Annotated in this window: 15 protein-coding genes; 5 read left to right on the top strand and 10 right to left on the bottom strand. The window is 61.4% G+C overall.

Annotated elements, in window-relative coordinates; all coding sequences use genetic code 11:
• Positions 1–103: 103 nt before the first annotated feature.
• Positions 104–457, bottom strand: a complete 354-nt coding sequence (locus AB4N42_RS04025; protein ID WP_030138200.1) for a YkgJ family cysteine cluster protein — start codon at positions 455–457, stop codon at positions 104–106.
• A 146-nt stretch (positions 458–603) separates the two neighbouring features.
• Here AB4N42_RS04025 and AB4N42_RS04020 point away from each other — a divergent pair, with 146 nt between their 5' ends.
• A complete protein-coding gene (locus AB4N42_RS04020) occupies positions 604–1,917 on the top strand; it encodes an NAD(P)/FAD-dependent oxidoreductase (RefSeq protein ID WP_460115897.1) in 1,314 nt (437 codons plus the stop codon).
• A 175-nt stretch (positions 1,918–2,092) separates the two neighbouring features.
• On the opposite strand, the gene AB4N42_RS04015 is transcribed toward AB4N42_RS04020, so the two are convergent.
• A complete protein-coding gene (locus AB4N42_RS04015; protein WP_030138202.1) occupies positions 2,093–2,338 on the bottom strand; it encodes a DUF1127 domain-containing protein in 246 nt (81 codons plus the stop codon).
• 178 nt (positions 2,339–2,516) lie between these two features.
• Here AB4N42_RS04015 and AB4N42_RS04010 point away from each other — a divergent pair, with 178 nt between their 5' ends.
• Entirely contained in the window at positions 2,517–3,947 is a 1,431-nt protein-coding gene (locus tag AB4N42_RS04010; RefSeq protein WP_460115896.1) for an aminotransferase-like domain-containing protein, read from the top strand.
• Between the two features lie 34 nt (positions 3,948–3,981).
• Here AB4N42_RS04010 and AB4N42_RS04005 read toward each other — a convergent pair whose 3' ends face one another.
• From AB4N42_RS04005 to AB4N42_RS03995, 3 genes are all read right to left on the bottom strand, one after another.
• Positions 3,982–6,399 carry a fimbria/pilus outer membrane usher protein gene (locus tag AB4N42_RS04005; protein ID WP_460115895.1) on the bottom strand — a complete coding sequence of 806 codons (2,418 nt, stop codon included), beginning with the start codon at positions 6,397–6,399 and terminating at the stop codon, positions 3,982–3,984.
• Positions 6,399–7,103: a fimbria/pilus chaperone family protein gene (locus AB4N42_RS04000; protein ID WP_460115894.1), complete on the bottom strand. Its 705-nt coding sequence runs from the start codon at positions 7,101–7,103 to the stop codon at positions 6,399–6,401. Before AB4N42_RS04000 ends, AB4N42_RS04005 begins: the two co-directional genes overlap by 1 nt.
• A 134-nt stretch (positions 7,104–7,237) precedes the next feature.
• Positions 7,238–7,888, bottom strand: coding sequence for a DUF1120 domain-containing protein (locus AB4N42_RS03995; RefSeq protein ID WP_460115893.1), 651 nt, complete (start codon positions 7,886–7,888; stop codon positions 7,238–7,240).
• Between the two features lie 273 nt (positions 7,889–8,161).
• On the opposite strand from AB4N42_RS03995, the gene AB4N42_RS03990 reads away from it, so the two are divergent.
• Positions 8,162–9,730, top strand: a complete 1,569-nt coding sequence (locus AB4N42_RS03990) for a phospholipase D family protein (RefSeq protein ID WP_460115892.1) — start codon at positions 8,162–8,164, stop codon at positions 9,728–9,730.
• Between the two features lie 178 nt (positions 9,731–9,908).
• Here AB4N42_RS03990 and AB4N42_RS03985 read toward each other — a convergent pair whose 3' ends face one another.
• Entirely contained in the window at positions 9,909–11,348 is a 1,440-nt protein-coding gene (locus tag AB4N42_RS03985) for an MFS transporter (RefSeq protein ID WP_460115891.1), read from the bottom strand.
• A gap of 108 nt (positions 11,349–11,456) precedes the next feature.
• Between AB4N42_RS03985 and AB4N42_RS03980 the strand changes: the two genes are divergently transcribed.
• On the top strand, positions 11,457–12,272 hold the full coding sequence (locus AB4N42_RS03980) for an AraC family transcriptional regulator (protein ID WP_460115890.1): 816 nt from the start codon (positions 11,457–11,459) through the stop codon (positions 12,270–12,272).
• Positions 12,273–12,460: 188 nt separating this feature from the next.
• Here AB4N42_RS03980 and AB4N42_RS03975 read toward each other — a convergent pair whose 3' ends face one another.
• Together AB4N42_RS03975 and AB4N42_RS03970 are read right to left on the bottom strand one after the other, a co-directional pair.
• Entirely contained in the window at positions 12,461–13,603 is a 1,143-nt protein-coding gene (locus tag AB4N42_RS03975; RefSeq protein WP_460115889.1) for an MFS transporter, read from the bottom strand.
• 162 nt (positions 13,604–13,765) lie between these two features.
• Positions 13,766–15,259: an aldehyde dehydrogenase gene (locus tag AB4N42_RS03970; protein WP_030138209.1), complete on the bottom strand. Its 1,494-nt coding sequence runs from the start codon at positions 15,257–15,259 to the stop codon at positions 13,766–13,768.
• A gap of 232 nt (positions 15,260–15,491) precedes the next feature.
• On the opposite strand from AB4N42_RS03970, the gene AB4N42_RS03965 reads away from it, so the two are divergent.
• Positions 15,492–15,854, top strand: a complete 363-nt coding sequence (locus AB4N42_RS03965) for a cupin domain-containing protein (RefSeq protein WP_030138210.1) — start codon at positions 15,492–15,494, stop codon at positions 15,852–15,854.
• 183 nt (positions 15,855–16,037) lie between these two features.
• On the opposite strand, the gene rpmG is transcribed toward AB4N42_RS03965, so the two are convergent.
• The gene (gene rpmG, locus AB4N42_RS03960) at positions 16,038–16,193 is read right to left on the bottom strand and encodes a 50S ribosomal protein L33 (RefSeq protein ID WP_003177274.1); all 156 of its coding nucleotides are present in this window, start codon (positions 16,191–16,193) and stop codon (positions 16,038–16,040) included.
• 11 nt (positions 16,194–16,204) lie between these two features.
• Complete coding sequence (rpmB, locus tag AB4N42_RS03955; RefSeq protein WP_003177273.1) at positions 16,205–16,438, bottom strand: 50S ribosomal protein L28; 234 nt, start codon at positions 16,436–16,438, stop codon at positions 16,205–16,207.
• Positions 16,439–16,745: the final 307 nt, after the last annotated feature.

Raw genomic sequence — 16,745 nt, 5'->3', positions numbered from 1 at the left:
CTCGCTCCCACACAGGTAGGTGGCGAACGCTTTCTTGCGAACAACGGAGATCCCTTGTGGGAGCGAGCTTGCTCGCGAAGGCGGCGACTCGGTGCCCGGGCGGTTAGACCAACACCTGCCGAGTGCTGGCCATGTACTCATGGATCTGCTTCTCGACGCGCGGATGGATCAACTCCACCGGCCGCCGGCCATTGGGGCACGGCAAGGTCGCCGTGGTGCCGAACAGCCGGCAGATCAGCGGCCGCTCGTCATACACGGTGCAACCGTTCGGCCCCAGGTGCACGCAATCGAGCGCTTCCATCGCCGCGTCCTGCTCGGCGCGGGTCTTGCGCGGCAGGCGGGCCATTTCCTCGGGCGAGGTGGTCACCGGACCGCAGCAGTCGTGACAGCCCGGAACGCACTCAAACGTCGGGATCTGCTGACGCAACGTGCGGATTTTTTGACTGTTGCAGCTCATCGAGGCGATTACCGGATCGGGACAGCCCCGGATTCTGCCTTAAAAACCGCAGGCCAGACAGCACCAGCCGACCAGTGTTGCCGACCGGGGAAAGCACGGCTTATGCTCCGTAAAATTTCTCAAACACAAAAATCAGGATTACGCACATGAACGCCCGTGTTCAGCAACCTGTCCCCAGTCACGCGCACGCCGCCTCTTATTACGCCGCCAGCAGCCTGCCGCAGCCGGACCATCCGGCGTTGCAAGGCGAGTTGGTAGCGGACGTCTGCGTGGTGGGCGGCGGGTTCTCCGGGTTGAACACAGCCATCGAACTGGCCGAGCGCGGGATGAGCGTGGTCCTGCTTGAAGCACACAAAATCGGCTGGGGCGCCAGCGGACGCAACGGCGGCCAGCTGATTCGCGGCGTTGGCCACGGTCTCGATCAGTTCGCTCCTGTCGTCGGCACCGAGGGCGTCCGTCAGATGAAACTGATGGGGCTCGAGGCGGTGGAAATCGTCCGACAGCGGGTCGAGCGTTTTCAGATTGCTTGCGACCTGACCTGGGGTTATTGCGACCTCGCCAACAAACCCGGCGACCTCGAGGGCTTTGCCGAAGACGGCGAAGAGCTCCGCAGCCTGGGCTATCGCTACGAGACCCGGCTGCTGCAGGCCGATGAGATGCACAGCGTGGTGGGCTCGGACCGCTACGTTGGTGGCCTGATCGACATGGGCTCGGGGCATCTGCATCCGCTCAACCTGGCGCTGGGCGAAGCGGCCGCTGCGCAACAACTGGGGGTCCGACTGTTCGAGGGATCGGCTGTTACCCGCATTGACTATGGGCCGCAGGTGAAAATCCACACCTCTCAAGGTTCGGTCCGCGCCAATACCCTGGTGCTGGGCTGCAACGCCTATCTCAACGGCCTGAACCAGGAATTGAGTGGAAAAGTATTGCCCGTCGGCAGCTACATCATCGCCACCGAACCACTGAGCGAAGCCCAGGCTCAAGCCCTGTTGCCGCAGAATATGGCCGTCTGTGACCAACGAGTGGCATTGGATTACTATCGACTTTCGGCAGATCGGCGCTTGTTGTTCGGCGGCGCTTGTCATTATTCGGGGCGTGATCCGCAGGACATTGGCGCTTATATGCGTCCGAAAATGCTCAAGGTGTTCCCGCAACTGGCGGACGTGAAAATCGATTATCAGTGGGGCGGGATGATTGGCATCGGCGCCAATCGCCTGCCGCAGATTGGCAGGCTGAAAGACCAGCCGAACGTGTATTACGCCCAGGCCTATTCCGGTCATGGCGTGAACGCCACACACCTGGCGGGCAAACTGTTGGCTGAGGCGATCAGTGGACAGCAGGGCGGCGGTTTCGACCTGTTTGCCCGGGTACCGCACATGACCTTCCCGGGCGGCAAGCATTTGCGCTCGCCATTGCTGGCGCTGGGGATGTTGTGGCATCGGTTGAAAGAGTTGGTCTAACCATTGAATACTAACCAATGGAACCAGGCGCCTATCAGTGTGGCGAGGGGATTTATCCCCGCTGGGCTGCGAAGCAGACCCAAGGCAATCTCCCTGACACTTCACGGTGTCAGGTTTTAGGGCCGCTTCGCACCCCAGCGGGGATAAATCCCCTCGCCACTAGGCCCTGTGCGCTTCAAAGCCGCCAGAACGGCTTCAGGCCTTCCGCCCGTGCCTGCTCCCGACTTAGCCCGATGTCACGCAACTGTTCGGTCGACAGGTCCAGCAAGGCTTTGCGTGTATGCAAACGATGCCAGAACAGGCCCCAGCGACTCAGGTCGGCTGGAGCATTGCGCAAATCCCCGCTACGCAGCCCCTTCTCCTGCCCCGCCGCCAGTTCCTGACTGTGTAACGTCAGCCGCACATCGCTCAAGCCGTTCATTTTGATCGCTCCTGTTTACTTGGGTAGCCAGAGGTTTCATGATGCGCGGACGGCAAAAAACGATACAGATCCAACCAATATCTTTTACATGCATACAGATAGGCTATTTTCACGGCTGAATTGAAGTTTTTCAGCTCATCTGTATCGGTCGCTGCTTTCACCTGATCAGGACTACGCCATGACGCTCTACGTGAATCTCGCCGAGTTGCTCGGGACCCGCATCGAACAAGGCTTCTACCGCCCCGGCGACCGGCTGCCCTCGGTGCGAGCCTTGAGTACGGAACATGGCGTCAGCCTGAGCACCGTCCAGCAGGCCTACCGCGTGCTGGAAGACAACGGGCTGGCCACGCCGAAACCCAAATCAGGTTATTTCGTCCCGGTCAGCCGTGAGCTGCCGGACCTGCCGGCAATCGGCCGTCCAGCCCAGCGCCCGGTGGATATTTCCCAGTGGGACCAAGTGCTGGAACTGATACGCGCAATACCTCGCAAGGATGTGGTACAGCTGGGCCGTGGCATGCCGGATATCCATTCACCCACCATGAAACCGTTGCTGCGCAGCCTGGCGCAGATCAGCCGGCGACAAGACATGCCCGGTCTGTATTACGACAACATCTACGGCAACCTCCAGTTGCGCGAACAGATCGCCCGGCTATCCCTGGATTCCGGCTGCCAACTGACAGCCAACGACCTGATCGTCACCACCGGCTGTCACGAAGCGCTGTCGGTCAGCATTCGCGCGACCTGCGAACAGGGCGATATTGTCGCAGTGGATTCACCCAGCTTTCACGGCGCCATGCAGACGCTGAAGGGCCTGGGCATGAAAGCCCTCGAGATTCCCACCGACCCGCTCACGGGAATCAGCCTGGAGGCACTGGAGCTGGCATTGGAACAATGGCCAATCAAGGCCATACAGTTGACGCCCAGCTGCAACAACCCGCTGGGCTACATCATGCCGGAGGCCAATAAGCGCGCCTTGCTGACCTTGGCCCAGCGTTTCGATGTGGCCATTATCGAGGACGATGTGTACGGGGAATTGGCCTACACCTACCCGCGACCACGTACGATCAAATCCTTCGATGAAGATGGCCGCGTCCTGCTCTGCAGTTCTTTTTCCAAGACGTTGGCGCCAGGCCTGCGGGTCGGCTGGATTGCGCCCGGTCGGTACCTTGAGCGCGCGCTGCACATGAAGTACATCAGCACCGGTTCTACCGCGCCGCAGCCTCAGATCGCCATCGCGGAGTTCCTCAAGAACGGGCACTTCGAACCCCATCTTCGCCGCATGCGCACGCAATACCAGCGCAATCGCGACGTGATGATGGATTGGGTGAGCCGGTACTTTCCCCAAGGCACCCGCGCCAGCCGCCCCCGTGGCAGCTTCATGCTCTGGGTCGAGCTGCCCGAGGGTTTCGACACGCTGAAGCTCAACCGCGTGCTGCATGACCAAGGTGTACAGATCGCCGTCGGCAGCATCTTTTCGGCGTCAGGCAAATACCGCAACTGCCTGCGCATGAACTACGCGGCCAAGCCCACGGCGCAGATCGAAGACGCCGTGCGCAAGGTCGGCACAGCAGCCAGCCGACTGCTGGCGGACATGCCCGATGGCTTCTGAGCGTTGCGTGCCAACATCCAAGGCACCGCTGGGCTCAGCCTTCCTGGCAAGCCACCTCAAGACGGTCATAGGGTTCGGTTGAAGCGGGTAATTGGCGGGTATCGAATTCCAGACGGCAGATTCGCTCATCGGCACGTGTCACGTTGAGCCGAACCACGTCGGGGGCATCCTCCAGATAGACCAGGCCAGCGTCGACTACCGTCGTCAGGTACTGCCCTTCATGGTCATAGACGCCCAAGCCTTTCGCCACGGGCGTCCCTTCTTCGTTGCGCACGTACAGCATCAGACGGCGAACCATGCCGGCCTGGAAGTCGAGCCGCGGCACCGCGCCACGCGCGGCGCGCACTTCTTGGAAACCGTTAGGTACCTCGACGTTGCCCGGCAAGCTCACCGTGTCGATTTCAATGCGGCTCGCCTGGTAGGCCGGCAACGCGGCCGCCACTGCACGCCCTGCGCCGTCGGTCCAGACGGGCCCCTGGGAAGTGCCAATCTTGATTCCCGCAGAGTCGCCGACCTTGAGCAGGCCAAACGTGTCGCGCAGCGGATACGGCGAAGGCGTAACGCCCTCCTCATGCAAAGCCAGCCCGCCGCGCAACGCCAGGTCATAATGGCGCGCTCCCGCGCTGGTCTGGGCATATCCCAGTTCGGCGCTGGTGTAACGGGGCAAGGCGTTAAGCCTGGCATTGAGGTCGTTCCGGCCAGCGGCGGAACGATCGGCACCGATGCTGTAACCCAGGCTGTCACTGACCTGCTCGGTATAGCGCGCGCCCGTACGCAATCCTCTAGAGTCATCATGGCGAGTAGAAATGCTCAGCCTTCGATTGCGTCCCAAGGGCACGCCAATATTGGCGAACACACCGGTCCGGCCTGCCTGTTCAGCCCGGTCATGCTCGACACTCAACGAAAACGTCGCCCAGTCGAATGCCCGTGACCATGCCGTACTGATGCGCGAATTGCCGTTCCCGCCCGCGCCTTTGTAGCGAGTCAGCGATCCGCTGACTGCTCCCCACGACGAATCCGCCCGCCTCAGCGATAGACTCCAGTGATGGGTCGCCCGGGCAAGCGGATCACCAACGGCAGGGTCGAGACTCGCCTCGGACAGATATCGAAACCCGGAACTGCGCTGGCCGGCCGTCAGTCCGACGGTTAGCCCAGCGCCCGCCACGGTGTTGAGCGTAGCCTGCACTTCTTGGCCACGGGTGCCTTGCGCCGTGCGTGACCCGAGTTGCTGCAGGCCTAGTATTGTCGTTCGGGTCAATGCCTGTGAGATCCCCCAGCCCATGGACTGGTAACCTTCGGCCCCCATCCACCCTGCGCTTGTCTGAGTCTGCGGTCCCCATCGCCAGTCCCGGCTGGCAGCAAAGAAAGCCGGCGTGTCACGCTCGCTCCCAGGGAACTGCCTGATCTTGCCTGCCGCCAGCCCATAACTGGACACAGCCCCGAGCCTTACCGGACGTACATCCGCGGCGGGAACATGAAAGTCGCGACGTTCGCCGTTCTCTTCAAACACGCTGACTTCCAAGTCCACCCGGTCACTGATCAACGGTAAATCGCGCAGTGTGAACGGCCCCGCGGGCACCAACGTGGTGTAGATCACTATTGCGCTCTGGCGGACCTCGACCCTGGCCGTCGAGTAGGCCAGCCCGTGGACCAGCGACCCGGCCCCCAGCCCATCCGCACCCGCCGAAAGCGCATTTTCAGGAAAGATTTGCACACCCGTGAAAGGTCCTGTGGAAAACAACGGCGAACGCATATTCAACTGGCCTAGTTGAATATGCGCATCGAAGCGCTCCCACGTCTTGGACGCCTGGGTGTACAACGTCTCGAAACGCGTTACGCCCTGGAATGACGTGTAGTTCTGGCGACTGCGGACCACCCAGTCTCCCGCGTTGAAGCCCAGTTCGGTGCCCACGCTGCGATAGGCACTGGACTGGCCGGCGGCGGAGCCGGCAATGACTAGCGCGTCGTAGTTCAATACGCCGGCCATCCCACCCGAATCCCAGCTTCCACGGCTCTCGGTGGGCCTCAAGAGCCAGTCTGCGGGGACCACCAGATGCACAAGGTTTTGCCCTGGATCAAGCCGCACCTGAGCGCCGGCCAACCCTTGGTCAACAGACACGCACTGCGGATCGTCAGCGCCGGGATACGCATTAAGCGACGCGGCAATCCCCGCGCGCTCAAGCAGGTTCGCATCGAGGCACAACTGCCCTTCGCCATCGAACATTGCCATGACCTGCCCGGATGGAATGCCATTGACGCTCAAGGCGACACGATGGCGTCCAGCAGCAAAGCGTGCGGCGCGGCGAAAATATTCGGCTACATCCGGGTCGACTCCCCGCGCCCGCAGCACCGAGCGGTCAAATTCAGCGGATGCTTGTGCCGAGGCTTCGGCCCGGGCAGTCGACATCAAGACCAGGCTGCCGACGAGCCGCCAAAGGACGCCCGGGCGCATTATTGCAGGCTCAAGCGTGCGTCATGACTGGCAGCCGCAAACCCATAAGTGGTGGCTGGGAACAACCGCACATGGGTGCCCAGGCTCGAGGGGGTGGTGAACGTCAACGTTTCCCCGGGCAAAATATAGGTACGCCCCAGATCAAGTGTCGTACCGCCTGGAATCAAACTCACTGATCTTGCCAGCCTCACGACGTAGGGGCTGGGATTGCTCACGCTGACCTGCCCGGTCTTGGCGCTCCAGACCAGTCGCGTCCAAGGCCTTCGCTCAATCGCCAGGTGTGCCGGACGAATAATGACCGGAATGTTCTGACGCACGCCCATGGAGATCTGTGCGCCACCCGCCGCTGGACGCGCCTTGATACCCTCGAACACCACGCGCTTGAGCCGCTCCGTCTGCAAAGGAGCGCCACTGTGCAGGATAAAACGCACCTGCTGGCTCTGCCCGGGTTCGACCCGAGCCACGGGCGGATTGACCAGGAGCAACGGCTCCGAGTCTTCTGGAACATCCAAGACAGAGCTGTAAAGCAGCGCCGGTCGTTCATCGGTGTTCTTGATATTCAGAGTCGCCTCACCCTTGCCCTGGTCGACAATCACTACCGGCGTTTCCGGGACCATTCCAGCGGCCTGAGCGCCGGAGGCTATAAATGGCAGGCACAACGCCGCCACCGTGTTCAATACCGGTAAGCAATTTCGCAAAAACATGGAAATCTCCAGAAGAAGCACCGACCGAGACATGCCTGGCATGTCCCGTCGGCAGCAAACCAACCCGCCGGAGCGCAGACCTTCAGGTCACTGCAGGCCTTTCAAACGCTCACGACGCTCCGTCACTTCAGGCGTCAGAGGTAAAACACATCGAACGTGACCGAACCATCAAGATCGAACTCATCCGTAGTCGGCGGCAACTCGGAAGTGGCACGGATGGCCGCGGCGACTTTCATCGGCAACGTGTGAAGACGAGCAGGAGCAGGGCCGGATGCCAAGCTTGAACCCCAGGAGTAAGTCGTCGGCGCGTTGGTAATCAAACCATTGGTCGGAACACTCCAGCTCGGATTGGCCAGCGTTCGAGCCAGCAGAGTCTGCGGAACGCCGTCAGTCCGCGGCAAGCCACTCAACAGACCGAAACCACCGATTCCAACCCCCTGGGTGCTGCCCAGGCCGTAATACAATTCGTCGCCCGAACGACCATTGAAAGCCAGACCGGGCACCTTGGATGCACCGCGATTATCGGTGACGGCGATCTCCACGGATGCCGGGGCGCTACAGGTGATTTGCAGACTGATATCCCGCTGGGGAAGATCGTTCTGCCTGTCGGGGGCCAGGGCCGAAGAGAAAATCCGACCTAGATTGACATCGCTACCGCCGGCAAATGCCGGAATGCAGGATGTCGGGATAACTCGGCCTGTCACGTTCAAATCAACACTGGCCGCCTGGGCGATCAAGGGTGTAGAGGCAACGGCCAAGCAGCTGGCCAAGAGTCGTTTTTTCATAGTCACGTACCTGCAAAAGAGAAAGGGATACAACCATGCAATGGCATCGGGGAAAGAGAACCAACCACCCCTGCCAATGCCTGTGTATCGTTGCTCATCAGGTAGGATTTTTATGTAGGAAAAGACTTTGCAAGGACCTGGCTTTTTCAACATGGCTTGTGGCTTTTCCAACTTCGGAAGCGGGTTCCCACAGCCTGAGGCGTCGTATCCCGCAAACAGGATGAATCACAAAGCCATGCCATACTTCCTCGCAACGATCCGGGACGACTTGATTTGAGACCACCTCTGGCCCTGCCTTTCGCTCTGCTGCTTGCTACGCTTCTCTGCGGCTGCACGAGCCTGGACATTACTCGCGAGCCCAGCCAGGCATTGCCAGCGGCGAGTTCGGCATTTGGTCGCTCGGTCCAGGCGCAAGCTGCGCCTCACGAGGGCCGCTCGGGTTTTCGCTTGCTGTCGGACAGCACCGAGGCCTTCACTGCCCGGGCGGAACTGATCCGCAACGCCCAAAGCAGCCTGGACTTGCAGTACTACATCGTCCACGACGGCATCAGCACGCGAATGCTCGTGGATGAATTGCTCAAGGCCGCCGACCGGGGCGTGCGCGTGCGCATCCTGCTGGATGACACCACCAGTGACGGCCAGGACCAGATCATCGCGACGCTCGCCGCGCACCCAAACATCCAGATCCGCCTGTTCAACCCTTTGCATCTTGGCCGAGCGACCGGCGTGACCCGCAGCCTTGGACGCCTGTTCGACCTGTCATTGCAGCATCGCCGAATGCACAACAAGTTGTGGCTGGCGGACAACAGCATGGCGATTGTCGGAGGCCGCAACCTGGGGGATGAGTACTTCGATGCCGAACCCAACCTCAACTTCACCGACATCGACCTGCTCGGCGTCGGTCCGGTGGCTGAACAATTGGGGCACAGCTTCGATCAGTACTGGAACAGCGCGCTGAGCAAGCCCATCGAGCAATTCATGTCCCATCGGCCTACCGCCAAGGACTTGGCCAACAGCCGATTACGCCTGCAGGAGTCCCTGGAGCAGACGCACAAGGAAAACCACGCGCTGTACCAACAGTTGACCGCCTACAAGACCCAACCGCGCCTGGACACCTGGCGCAGCCAACTGACCTGGGCCTGGAACCAGGCATTGTGGGACGCGCCGAGTAAAGTCCTGGCGAAATACGAGCCGGACCCGCAATTGTTGCTGACCACCCAACTGGGCCCGGAGCTGGCCGGCGTCAGCAAAGAACTGATCATGATCTCCGCCTATTTCGTGCCCGGCCAGCCAGGCCTGGTGTACCTGACCAGCCGCGCCGATGCCGGCGTGTCGGTGAGCCTGCTGACCAATTCCCTGGAAGCCACCGACGTGCCCGCCGTACATGGCGGCTATGCGCCGTATCGCAACGCCCTGTTGCAGCACGGCGTGCGCCTGTTCGAGCTGCGTCGACAACCGGGCGACACCGGCGGCAGCCCGCACCTGTTCTACAGCAAGTCCTACGGCGAATCGGACTCCAGCCTCCACAGCAAGGCGATCATCTTCGACCAGCAGAAATCGTTCATCGGCTCGTTCAATTTCGACCCGCGCTCAGTGCTATGGAATACCGAAGTCGGCGTCCTGGTAGACAGCCCGGAACTTGCCGGCCAGGTGCGCGAGCTGGCATTGCAGGGCATGGCGCCAACCCTGAGCTATCAGGCCCGCCTCGATGATGCCGGAAAGCTGATATGGACCACCGAAGACAATGGCAAGCTGCACGACCTGGACCGTGAGCCGGGCAGTTGGTGGCGCCGGTTCAATGCCTGGTTCGCCACGACTGTCGGACTGGAGCGGATGTTGTAGACCCGCACACCCCCCTCGCTTTGACCGAAGCCGACACTCGCGACGTGGCGGTGTCGGGATCGGGGCGGTAGCCGGGTTTTCCGGTACGCTCGACCCAGTCGAGGAGGGTGCCGAACTCGCCTTGCAGTTCGAACATGGTTTCATCGATCGACATAGCGATGCTCCTATGGGCTGAGGATCAGGCGTGATCATGCCGGAGCAGCAGCGAGGCGAGCGCCGAGACCGCGCTGATCACGCCCGTCGCAATGAACGCCGCGTGGTATCCGGCCAGTTGGCCGAGCGCGTCCGAGCCGCCGCCGGTGTGCGCGAGCGTCACGAGGCCAGCGATGCCCACAGCGCCGCCGAGTTGGCGAGCCGTATTTTGTAGCCCTGCGGCCAGACCGGATTCGGCGTGGGGAATGCCGGCAAGAACCGCGTGCGTCGCCGTCATTATCATCAGGCCGAGTCCGCCGCCGACAAGCAATGACGGCCATAAAATATCGGTGACATAGACGGGCGCGGCAGGAACCCAAGCCAGCCAGACCAGTCCTGCCGCAGCCATCAACCCGCCGAAGAACGGCAGGCGGTCGAAGCCGGCATCGCGAAGATAACGCGACGAAATGGAGGTGATGGCCAAGAGCAGCGCCATCGGCAGCATGCCAAGGCCAGTGTCCATCGGGCTGTAACCAGCGATCTGCTGAAGGACGAGTGAGATGAAGAACATGGACGCGGTCAACGATGCGCCAAGGCCCATGACCATGACGATACCGACCGGGATGTTGCGATGCCGCAAGACGCTAAAACTAATCAGGGGCTGGTCGGTGCGGTTTTCGATGCCGAAGAACAGCGCAAGAAGGCCAGCGGCGATGCCGAGGGCGCCAAGGACGACGGGCGACCCCCAGCCCAACGCGACCGATTGGGTGATACCGTAGATGAAGCTGCCAATCGCGAGCGTGATCGAGATCGCGCCCGGTATGTCGAGCTTCAGGCGATCTTCGCCATGGGGCTGCGGCGCGAGGCAGGTCGCAACGACCACACTCAGAAGCGCACCAATCGGCGCGTTGACGAACATGACCCAGCGCCAGCTTAGAACGCTCACCAGCACACCGCCGATGATGACGCCGAAGGCGGCGGCCATGGCCCCTGATGCGGCCCAGAAGGAGATCGCTCGTTCGCGCCCGGCTCCCTTGGGATAGACGGAGATGATGACGGCCAGCGTCGAGGTCGCGAGCGCCGAAGCACCGAGGCCTTGAACCGCCCGTGCTGCCAGAAGCATGGGGCCGCTGGTCGCGAAGCCGCCAACCAGACTCGCCAGAATGAAGGTGACGAGACCCACCTGAAGAATGGCGCAACGACCGTAGACATCGCTCGCACGCGCGGCGAGCAGCATGAAGCCGCCGAGCGCCAGCAGATAGGCATCGACAATCCATTGCTGACCGATGGGGGTCAGGCCGAGATCGGCACGGATCGCCGGCAGCGCGACATTCACGATGGCTCCGTCCATGACGACCATGAACGAGCACAGGCAGGCGACCACTGCGGCAATCCACGCCGGAACACCGCGACGCAAAAGGGAAGAAGGAACCACCGGAGCGACGGAAACAGGAGACATCGAATGCACCTCATTGGGTTGGATCACGGCGCATCCGCCTGGAAGACCGCTTGTGTTGCCTTCCAAGATCGACTGAGATGGGTTATGAATGGTATCGATATATGGACATAAAATACTGAGAGATGGCCAACCGACATGATGATAGCGTCGTCGAGCCCCGTCGATCTCAGCGACAGGCTCGATGGCCCGTCGCTGATTGCCGTGTGGGGCAATGATGATCCCGGCACGGAGTATCGACTGGGAACGCGGGAATATGACTGGCACACGCACCGGCGCGGGCAGGTGCTATGCGTCGAAAGCGGCCTCATTCATGTTCGGACGGCGCATGGTTCCTGGCTGCTGCCGCCGCACCGCGCTGGCTGGATTCCGCCGGGCGTCGCTCATGCGGTCAGCGTCAGCGGCGCGCTGAGTGGGTGGAGCGTCTTCATTGCCCCCGACGCCGGATGCGATCTGCCCGACGCCCCCCGTGTGATCGGCATCGGGGAACTGATGCGCGCGCTGGTTCGCAAGGCCGTCACATGGAACACCACGCACACGCTGCAACCGGATCAGGATCGCGTCGTCGCCGTTCTGCTCGACGAGATCGCGCAGGCACCGCAAGAGCGACTGCATTTGCCGATGCCATCCGATCCGCGACTGGTGCGCATCGCCAACGCGATCCTCGCCCGTCCCGAGAACGAGCGAACGCTCGACGAATGGGCGACATGGGCAGCGATTTCGTCGCGCACACTGCGGCGTCTCATTCTGGCCGAGACGGGCTTGAGCTTTGCCCAATGGCGACAGCAGGCGCGTTTGACCCACGCCCTCGAAATGCTGGCCCGAGGCGATCCCGTCGGCACGGTCTCGGACGCCCTCGGCTATGCCGCGCCCAGCAACTTCATCACGATGTTCCGCCGCGCCTTTGGCGATTCACCGGGCCATTATTTTGCCATGCGGCGTTCATCAACCTGATGGCACGGCTGGGCGCAGCGCTCGGCAAGTCTCGTTACTTGGACGGACATCTGACCGATTGGGGCCAGCCGTTCTGGGCGATGGTCTGGGAGCACGGCGGCGGGACGATTCTCCACGGTTATCAAATGTCTCACTCGGTCGAACCGAACCCTCGCCACAGGTTCACCTGGCAGGTTGTGAGTACGCGCTCAGGCGGGTTGAGTAGTCCCAAACGCCCCTTGACGCAACAACAGGATCACCAGCCCAAACGCCCCGGCCGCCATGAACAAAGGCAATGCATGCCCGCTGATCCACTGGCTGCCCGCCCCCGCCGCCAGTGGGCCGATCAGGCAACCGAGGCCCCACAGTTGCGCGACATGGGCGTTGGCCCGCACCAATACATCGTCGCGGTAACGCTCGCCGATCAGGATCAGCGACAACGTGAACAAACCTCCCGCGCTGGCGCCGAACAGCACCCACAGCGGCCAGATCAACAGGGTATCGATCAGCAACGGAACCGCCAGGCTCGATAACATCAACGCCACCGCGCACCCCGTCAGCAGGGTCCGCCGAGACACGCGATCGGCCAGGGCGCCGATGGGCAACTGCAGCAAGGCATCACCGACCACCACGGTGCTGACCATCGCCAGCGCACTGTCAGCCGTGAAGCCCTGGCGCAGGCAATACACCGGCAGCAACGTGAGGATCATCGCCTCGAACGCGGCGAACAATGAGACCGCCCAGGCAATCGCCGGCAAGCCGCGGCAAAACGTCCACAAATCGCCGAACGTGACGCTGCCGGCCTCGCTGCTCGGCGCACCGCTACGACCCAGCAACAGTAAGGGTGCGACCAACAGCAGGCCGACGCCCACCCAGAACCCATAGTCATGATCGGTCCCCAGCGCGCCCAGCAGCAGCGGGCCGGACAATTGGCTCAGGGCGTAGCTGCTGCCGTACAGCGCCACCAGCCGCCCACGCCATTTTTCAATGACCAGTTGATTGATCCAGCTCTCACCCAGAATGAACACCAAGGTCAGGACCACGCCAATCATCAGGCGCAGCAGCAACCAGACCGGATAGCTTGGCAGCAGCGCCAGCAACCCGATGGACACCGCGCCACCCCACAGGCACAGGCGCATCAACGCCGCCGTGCCGAACCGCGCCGCCAGCCGGCTAGACACCTTCGCCCCGAGCAACACCCCCACGGCCGGCATGGCGGCCATCACGCCAATGGCGAACGAGCCATAACCCCAGCCTTCCAGGCGCAGCGACACCAGGGGCATGGTTACGCCCAAGGCCAGGCCGACACTCAGGACAGAAGCCAACACGGCGAAATAAGTCGCCCAACGCATTTCCACGCTCCTGTGGATTCAGATTTCAAGCCTTGCACACAGCAATGTGGGAGCGGGCTTGCTCGCGAAGGGGGAGTACCAGTCAACATAACCGTTGAATGTTAAACCGCCTTCGCGAGCAAGCCCGCTCCCACAAAGGATCAGCGCTGCATGAAGCCCCGGTCAGAGCTTGATCCAGGTCGCCTTCAGCTCGGTGTACTTGTCGAACGCATGCAGCGACTTGTCGCGACCGTTACCCGACTGCTTGAAGCCACCGAACGGCGCGGTCATGTCGCCACCGTCATATTGATTGACCCACACGCTGCCGGCGCGCAGTGCCTTGGCGGTCAGGTGAGCCTTGGAGATGTCCTTGGTCCATACCGCCGCCGCCAGGCCATAAGGCGTGTCGTTGGCGATCTGGATGGCTTCTTCGGCGCTGTCGAAGGCAATGACCGACAACACTGGGCCGAAAATCTCTTCCTGGGCGATTTTCATCGCGTTGCTCACGCCGTCGAAAATCGTCGGCTCGACATAGGTACCGCCGGTTTCCTCGAGGATCCGCTTACCGCCCGCCACCAGCTTGGCGCCATCGCTGTGACCGGCCTCGATGTAGGACAGCACGGTATTCATCTGCTGGGTATCGACCAGGGCTCCGACATTGGTGGCCGGGTCCAGCGGATTGCCGGGTTTCCAGCCCTTGAGCGCCTCGACCACCAGCGGCAGGAACGTATCTTTGATGGAGCGCTCCACCAACAGCCGCGAACCGGCGGTGCAGACTTCGCCCTGGTTGAAGGCAATGGCGCTGGCGGCGGATTCGGCGGCGGCTTGCAGATCCGGCGCATCGGCGAAGACGATGTTCGGGCTCTTGCCGCCGGCCTCCAGCCAGACGCGCTTCATGTTGGATTCGCCGGAATAGATCATCAATTGCTTGGCGATCTTGGTGGAGCCGGTGAACACCAGCGTATCGACATCCATGTGCAAGGCCAGGGCCTTGCCAACGGTGTGACCGTACCCCGGGAGGACGTTCAGCACGCCTTTCGGGATACCGGCCTCGATGGCCAGGGCAGCGATGCGAATCGCAGTCAGCGGGGATTTCTCGGAGGGCTTGAGCACCACCGAGTTGCCGGTGGACAGCGCCGGGCCGAGCTTCCAGCAAGCCATCATCAACGGGAAATTCCACGGCACGATCGCGCCCACGACACCAACCGGTTCGCGGGTCACCAGGCCCAACTGATCGTGGGGCGTAGCGGCCACTTCGTCGTAGATCTTGTCGATGGCTTCGCCGCTCCAGCTCAGCGCCTGGGCCGCGCCAGGAACGTCGATGTTCAGGGAGTCGCTGATTGGCTTGCCCATGTCCAGGGTTTCCAGCAGGGCCAGCTCTTCGGCGTTCTGCTTGAGCAGGCCGGCGAAACGAATCATGGTGGCCTTGCGCTTGCTCGGTGCCAGGCGCGACCAGACGCCGGAACTGAAAGTCGCACGAGCGTTTTCGACGGCGCGCTGGGCATCAGCCACGTCGCAACTGGCTATCTTGCCCAGCAGGCGGCCATCGACCGGGCTCAAACAATCAAAGGTTTCGCCGGACACCGCATCGGTGTATTCACCGTTGATGAAGGCGCGGCCTTCTATCTTCAGGTCGCGGGCGCGCTGTTCCCAGTCGGCACGAGTCAGGGTGGTCATGCGAGTGTCCTCCTCTTATTGGTAGGAACGCCGCGTCCCGCGCAGCGTTCAAGAATTCCTGCCGCGCCAGCCTGTTTACGGCGTTGTTTTCGGCACGGGGCATCCACCACCCTAAACCAGCCGCTGGTAATGTTTCAATATATTTGACACAACCCAGGCAAACGGCCTTGCGATGTTCATTTTAATAAACATAGACTCGAGGCCTTCCAAGCCATCACCGGAGACCAAGCGCATGAGCATTCAGGACATCGTCGATTTTGGCCAGGCCAATACGCCCGCCGATCGTTATCGCCCGGACCCGGCCAAGGTACTCAAGGGCGATCCCGAACAAGCGGTGTTCAACCACTACAGCAGCCCCTGCGGGCAAATGAATGCCGGGGTCTGGGAAGGCGCCGTCGGCCAGTGGACGGTCAACTATACCGAGCATGAATACTGCGAGATCGTCCAAGGTGTCTCCGTACTGCGGGACAACGATGGCTACGCCAAGACCCTGCGGGCGGGCGATCGCTTCGTGATCCCGGCCGGGTTCAAGGGCACCTGGGAAGTGCTGGAACCGTGCCGCAAGATCTATGTGGTGTTTGAGCAGAAGGCTTGAGGATTTTGTGTTGCCTGGACTGGCCCCATCGCGAGCAAGCTCGCTCCCACACTGGACTGTGTGACGCCTGGACTCCTGTGGGAGCGAGCTTGCTCGCGATGAGGTCCTGACAGACAGAAAAAAGACAACAAAAAAGGCCCGTATCTCGCGATACGGGCCTTTTTTGTAAGAGGGAAAAATCAATTACTTGATTTTGCCTTCCTTGTAGATCACGTGCTTGCGAACAACCGGATCATATTTCTTGATCTCGATTTTGTCCGGGGTAGTACGCTTGTTCTTGTCGGTAGTGTAGAAGTGACCAGTACCGGCGCTCGAGATCAAACGAATCAATTCACGCATGATTAGCTCCCTTAAACCTTGCCATCGCGACGAAGTTCGGCCAGCACGACACTGATGCCACGCTTGTCGATGATGCGCATGCCCTTGGCAGATACGCGCAGACGTACGAAACGTTTCTCTTCTTCAACCCAGAAGCGGTGATGCTGCAGGTTCGGCAGGAAACGACGACGGGTTTTGTTGTTTGCGTGGGAAATGTTATTCCCAGTCACCGGACCCTTACCGGTAACTTGACAGACTCTAGACATGCCTCAGCCCTCTAAAACCACATGCCCAACCCGGCATGGGTTGGCCGCTTAATCTCTCAGTCATTTGGCGCCAGGCGCCGCGTTTCTTTAAGGGTCTTACCGGCTACACCTACAGTGAAGGAACCGGGCCCCTAGAAAAGAGCGCTGCTTTATACCAGAAAGACCCAGGCACAACAACAGCCGTTGTGATTTGTCTTCCTGGGGAATCTTCGAGCAAGCGCCCCGGACGGCGGGGGCAGAGGCTGGCGCAGCCCTTTACCGCTCGTCGCTGCACGCAGGTAATTTTTCACTGGCACCCGATGGGAAC

This window comes from Pseudomonas sp. H2_D02, from assembly GCF_054677635.1.
The sequence above is the reverse complement of the archived record's forward strand: the minus strand, read 5'-3'. Positions and strand labels throughout refer to the sequence as shown.

Excerpts from the sequence above, each read along its gene's own strand:
- AB4N42_RS04025 (WP_030138200.1), bottom strand. The coding sequence starts at position 457 with ATGAGCTGCAACAGTCAAAAAATCCGCACGTTGCGTCAGCAGATCCCG.
- AB4N42_RS04020 (WP_460115897.1), top strand. The coding sequence starts at position 604 with ATGAACGCCCGTGTTCAGCAACCTGTCCCCAGTCACGCGCACGCCGCC.
- AB4N42_RS04015 (WP_030138202.1), bottom strand. The coding sequence starts at position 2,338 with ATGAACGGCTTGAGCGATGTGCGGCTGACGTTACACAGTCAGGAACTG.
- AB4N42_RS04010 (WP_460115896.1), top strand. The coding sequence starts at position 2,517 with ATGACGCTCTACGTGAATCTCGCCGAGTTGCTCGGGACCCGCATCGAA.
- AB4N42_RS04005 (WP_460115895.1), bottom strand. The coding sequence starts at position 6,399 with ATGCGCCCGGGCGTCCTTTGGCGGCTCGTCGGCAGCCTGGTCTTGATG.
- AB4N42_RS04000 (WP_460115894.1), bottom strand. The coding sequence starts at position 7,103 with ATGTTTTTGCGAAATTGCTTACCGGTATTGAACACGGTGGCGGCGTTG.
- AB4N42_RS03995 (WP_460115893.1), bottom strand. The coding sequence starts at position 7,888 with ATGAAAAAACGACTCTTGGCCAGCTGCTTGGCCGTTGCCTCTACACCC.
- AB4N42_RS03980 (WP_460115890.1), top strand. The coding sequence starts at position 11,457 with ATGATGATAGCGTCGTCGAGCCCCGTCGATCTCAGCGACAGGCTCGAT.
- AB4N42_RS03975 (WP_460115889.1), bottom strand. The coding sequence starts at position 13,603 with ATGCGTTGGGCGACTTATTTCGCCGTGTTGGCTTCTGTCCTGAGTGTC.
- AB4N42_RS03970 (WP_030138209.1), bottom strand. The coding sequence starts at position 15,259 with ATGACCACCCTGACTCGTGCCGACTGGGAACAGCGCGCCCGCGACCTG.
- AB4N42_RS03965 (WP_030138210.1), top strand. The coding sequence starts at position 15,492 with ATGAGCATTCAGGACATCGTCGATTTTGGCCAGGCCAATACGCCCGCC.
- rpmG (WP_003177274.1), bottom strand. The coding sequence starts at position 16,193 with ATGCGTGAATTGATTCGTTTGATCTCGAGCGCCGGTACTGGTCACTTC.
- rpmB (WP_003177273.1), bottom strand. The coding sequence starts at position 16,438 with ATGTCTAGAGTCTGTCAAGTTACCGGTAAGGGTCCGGTGACTGGGAAT.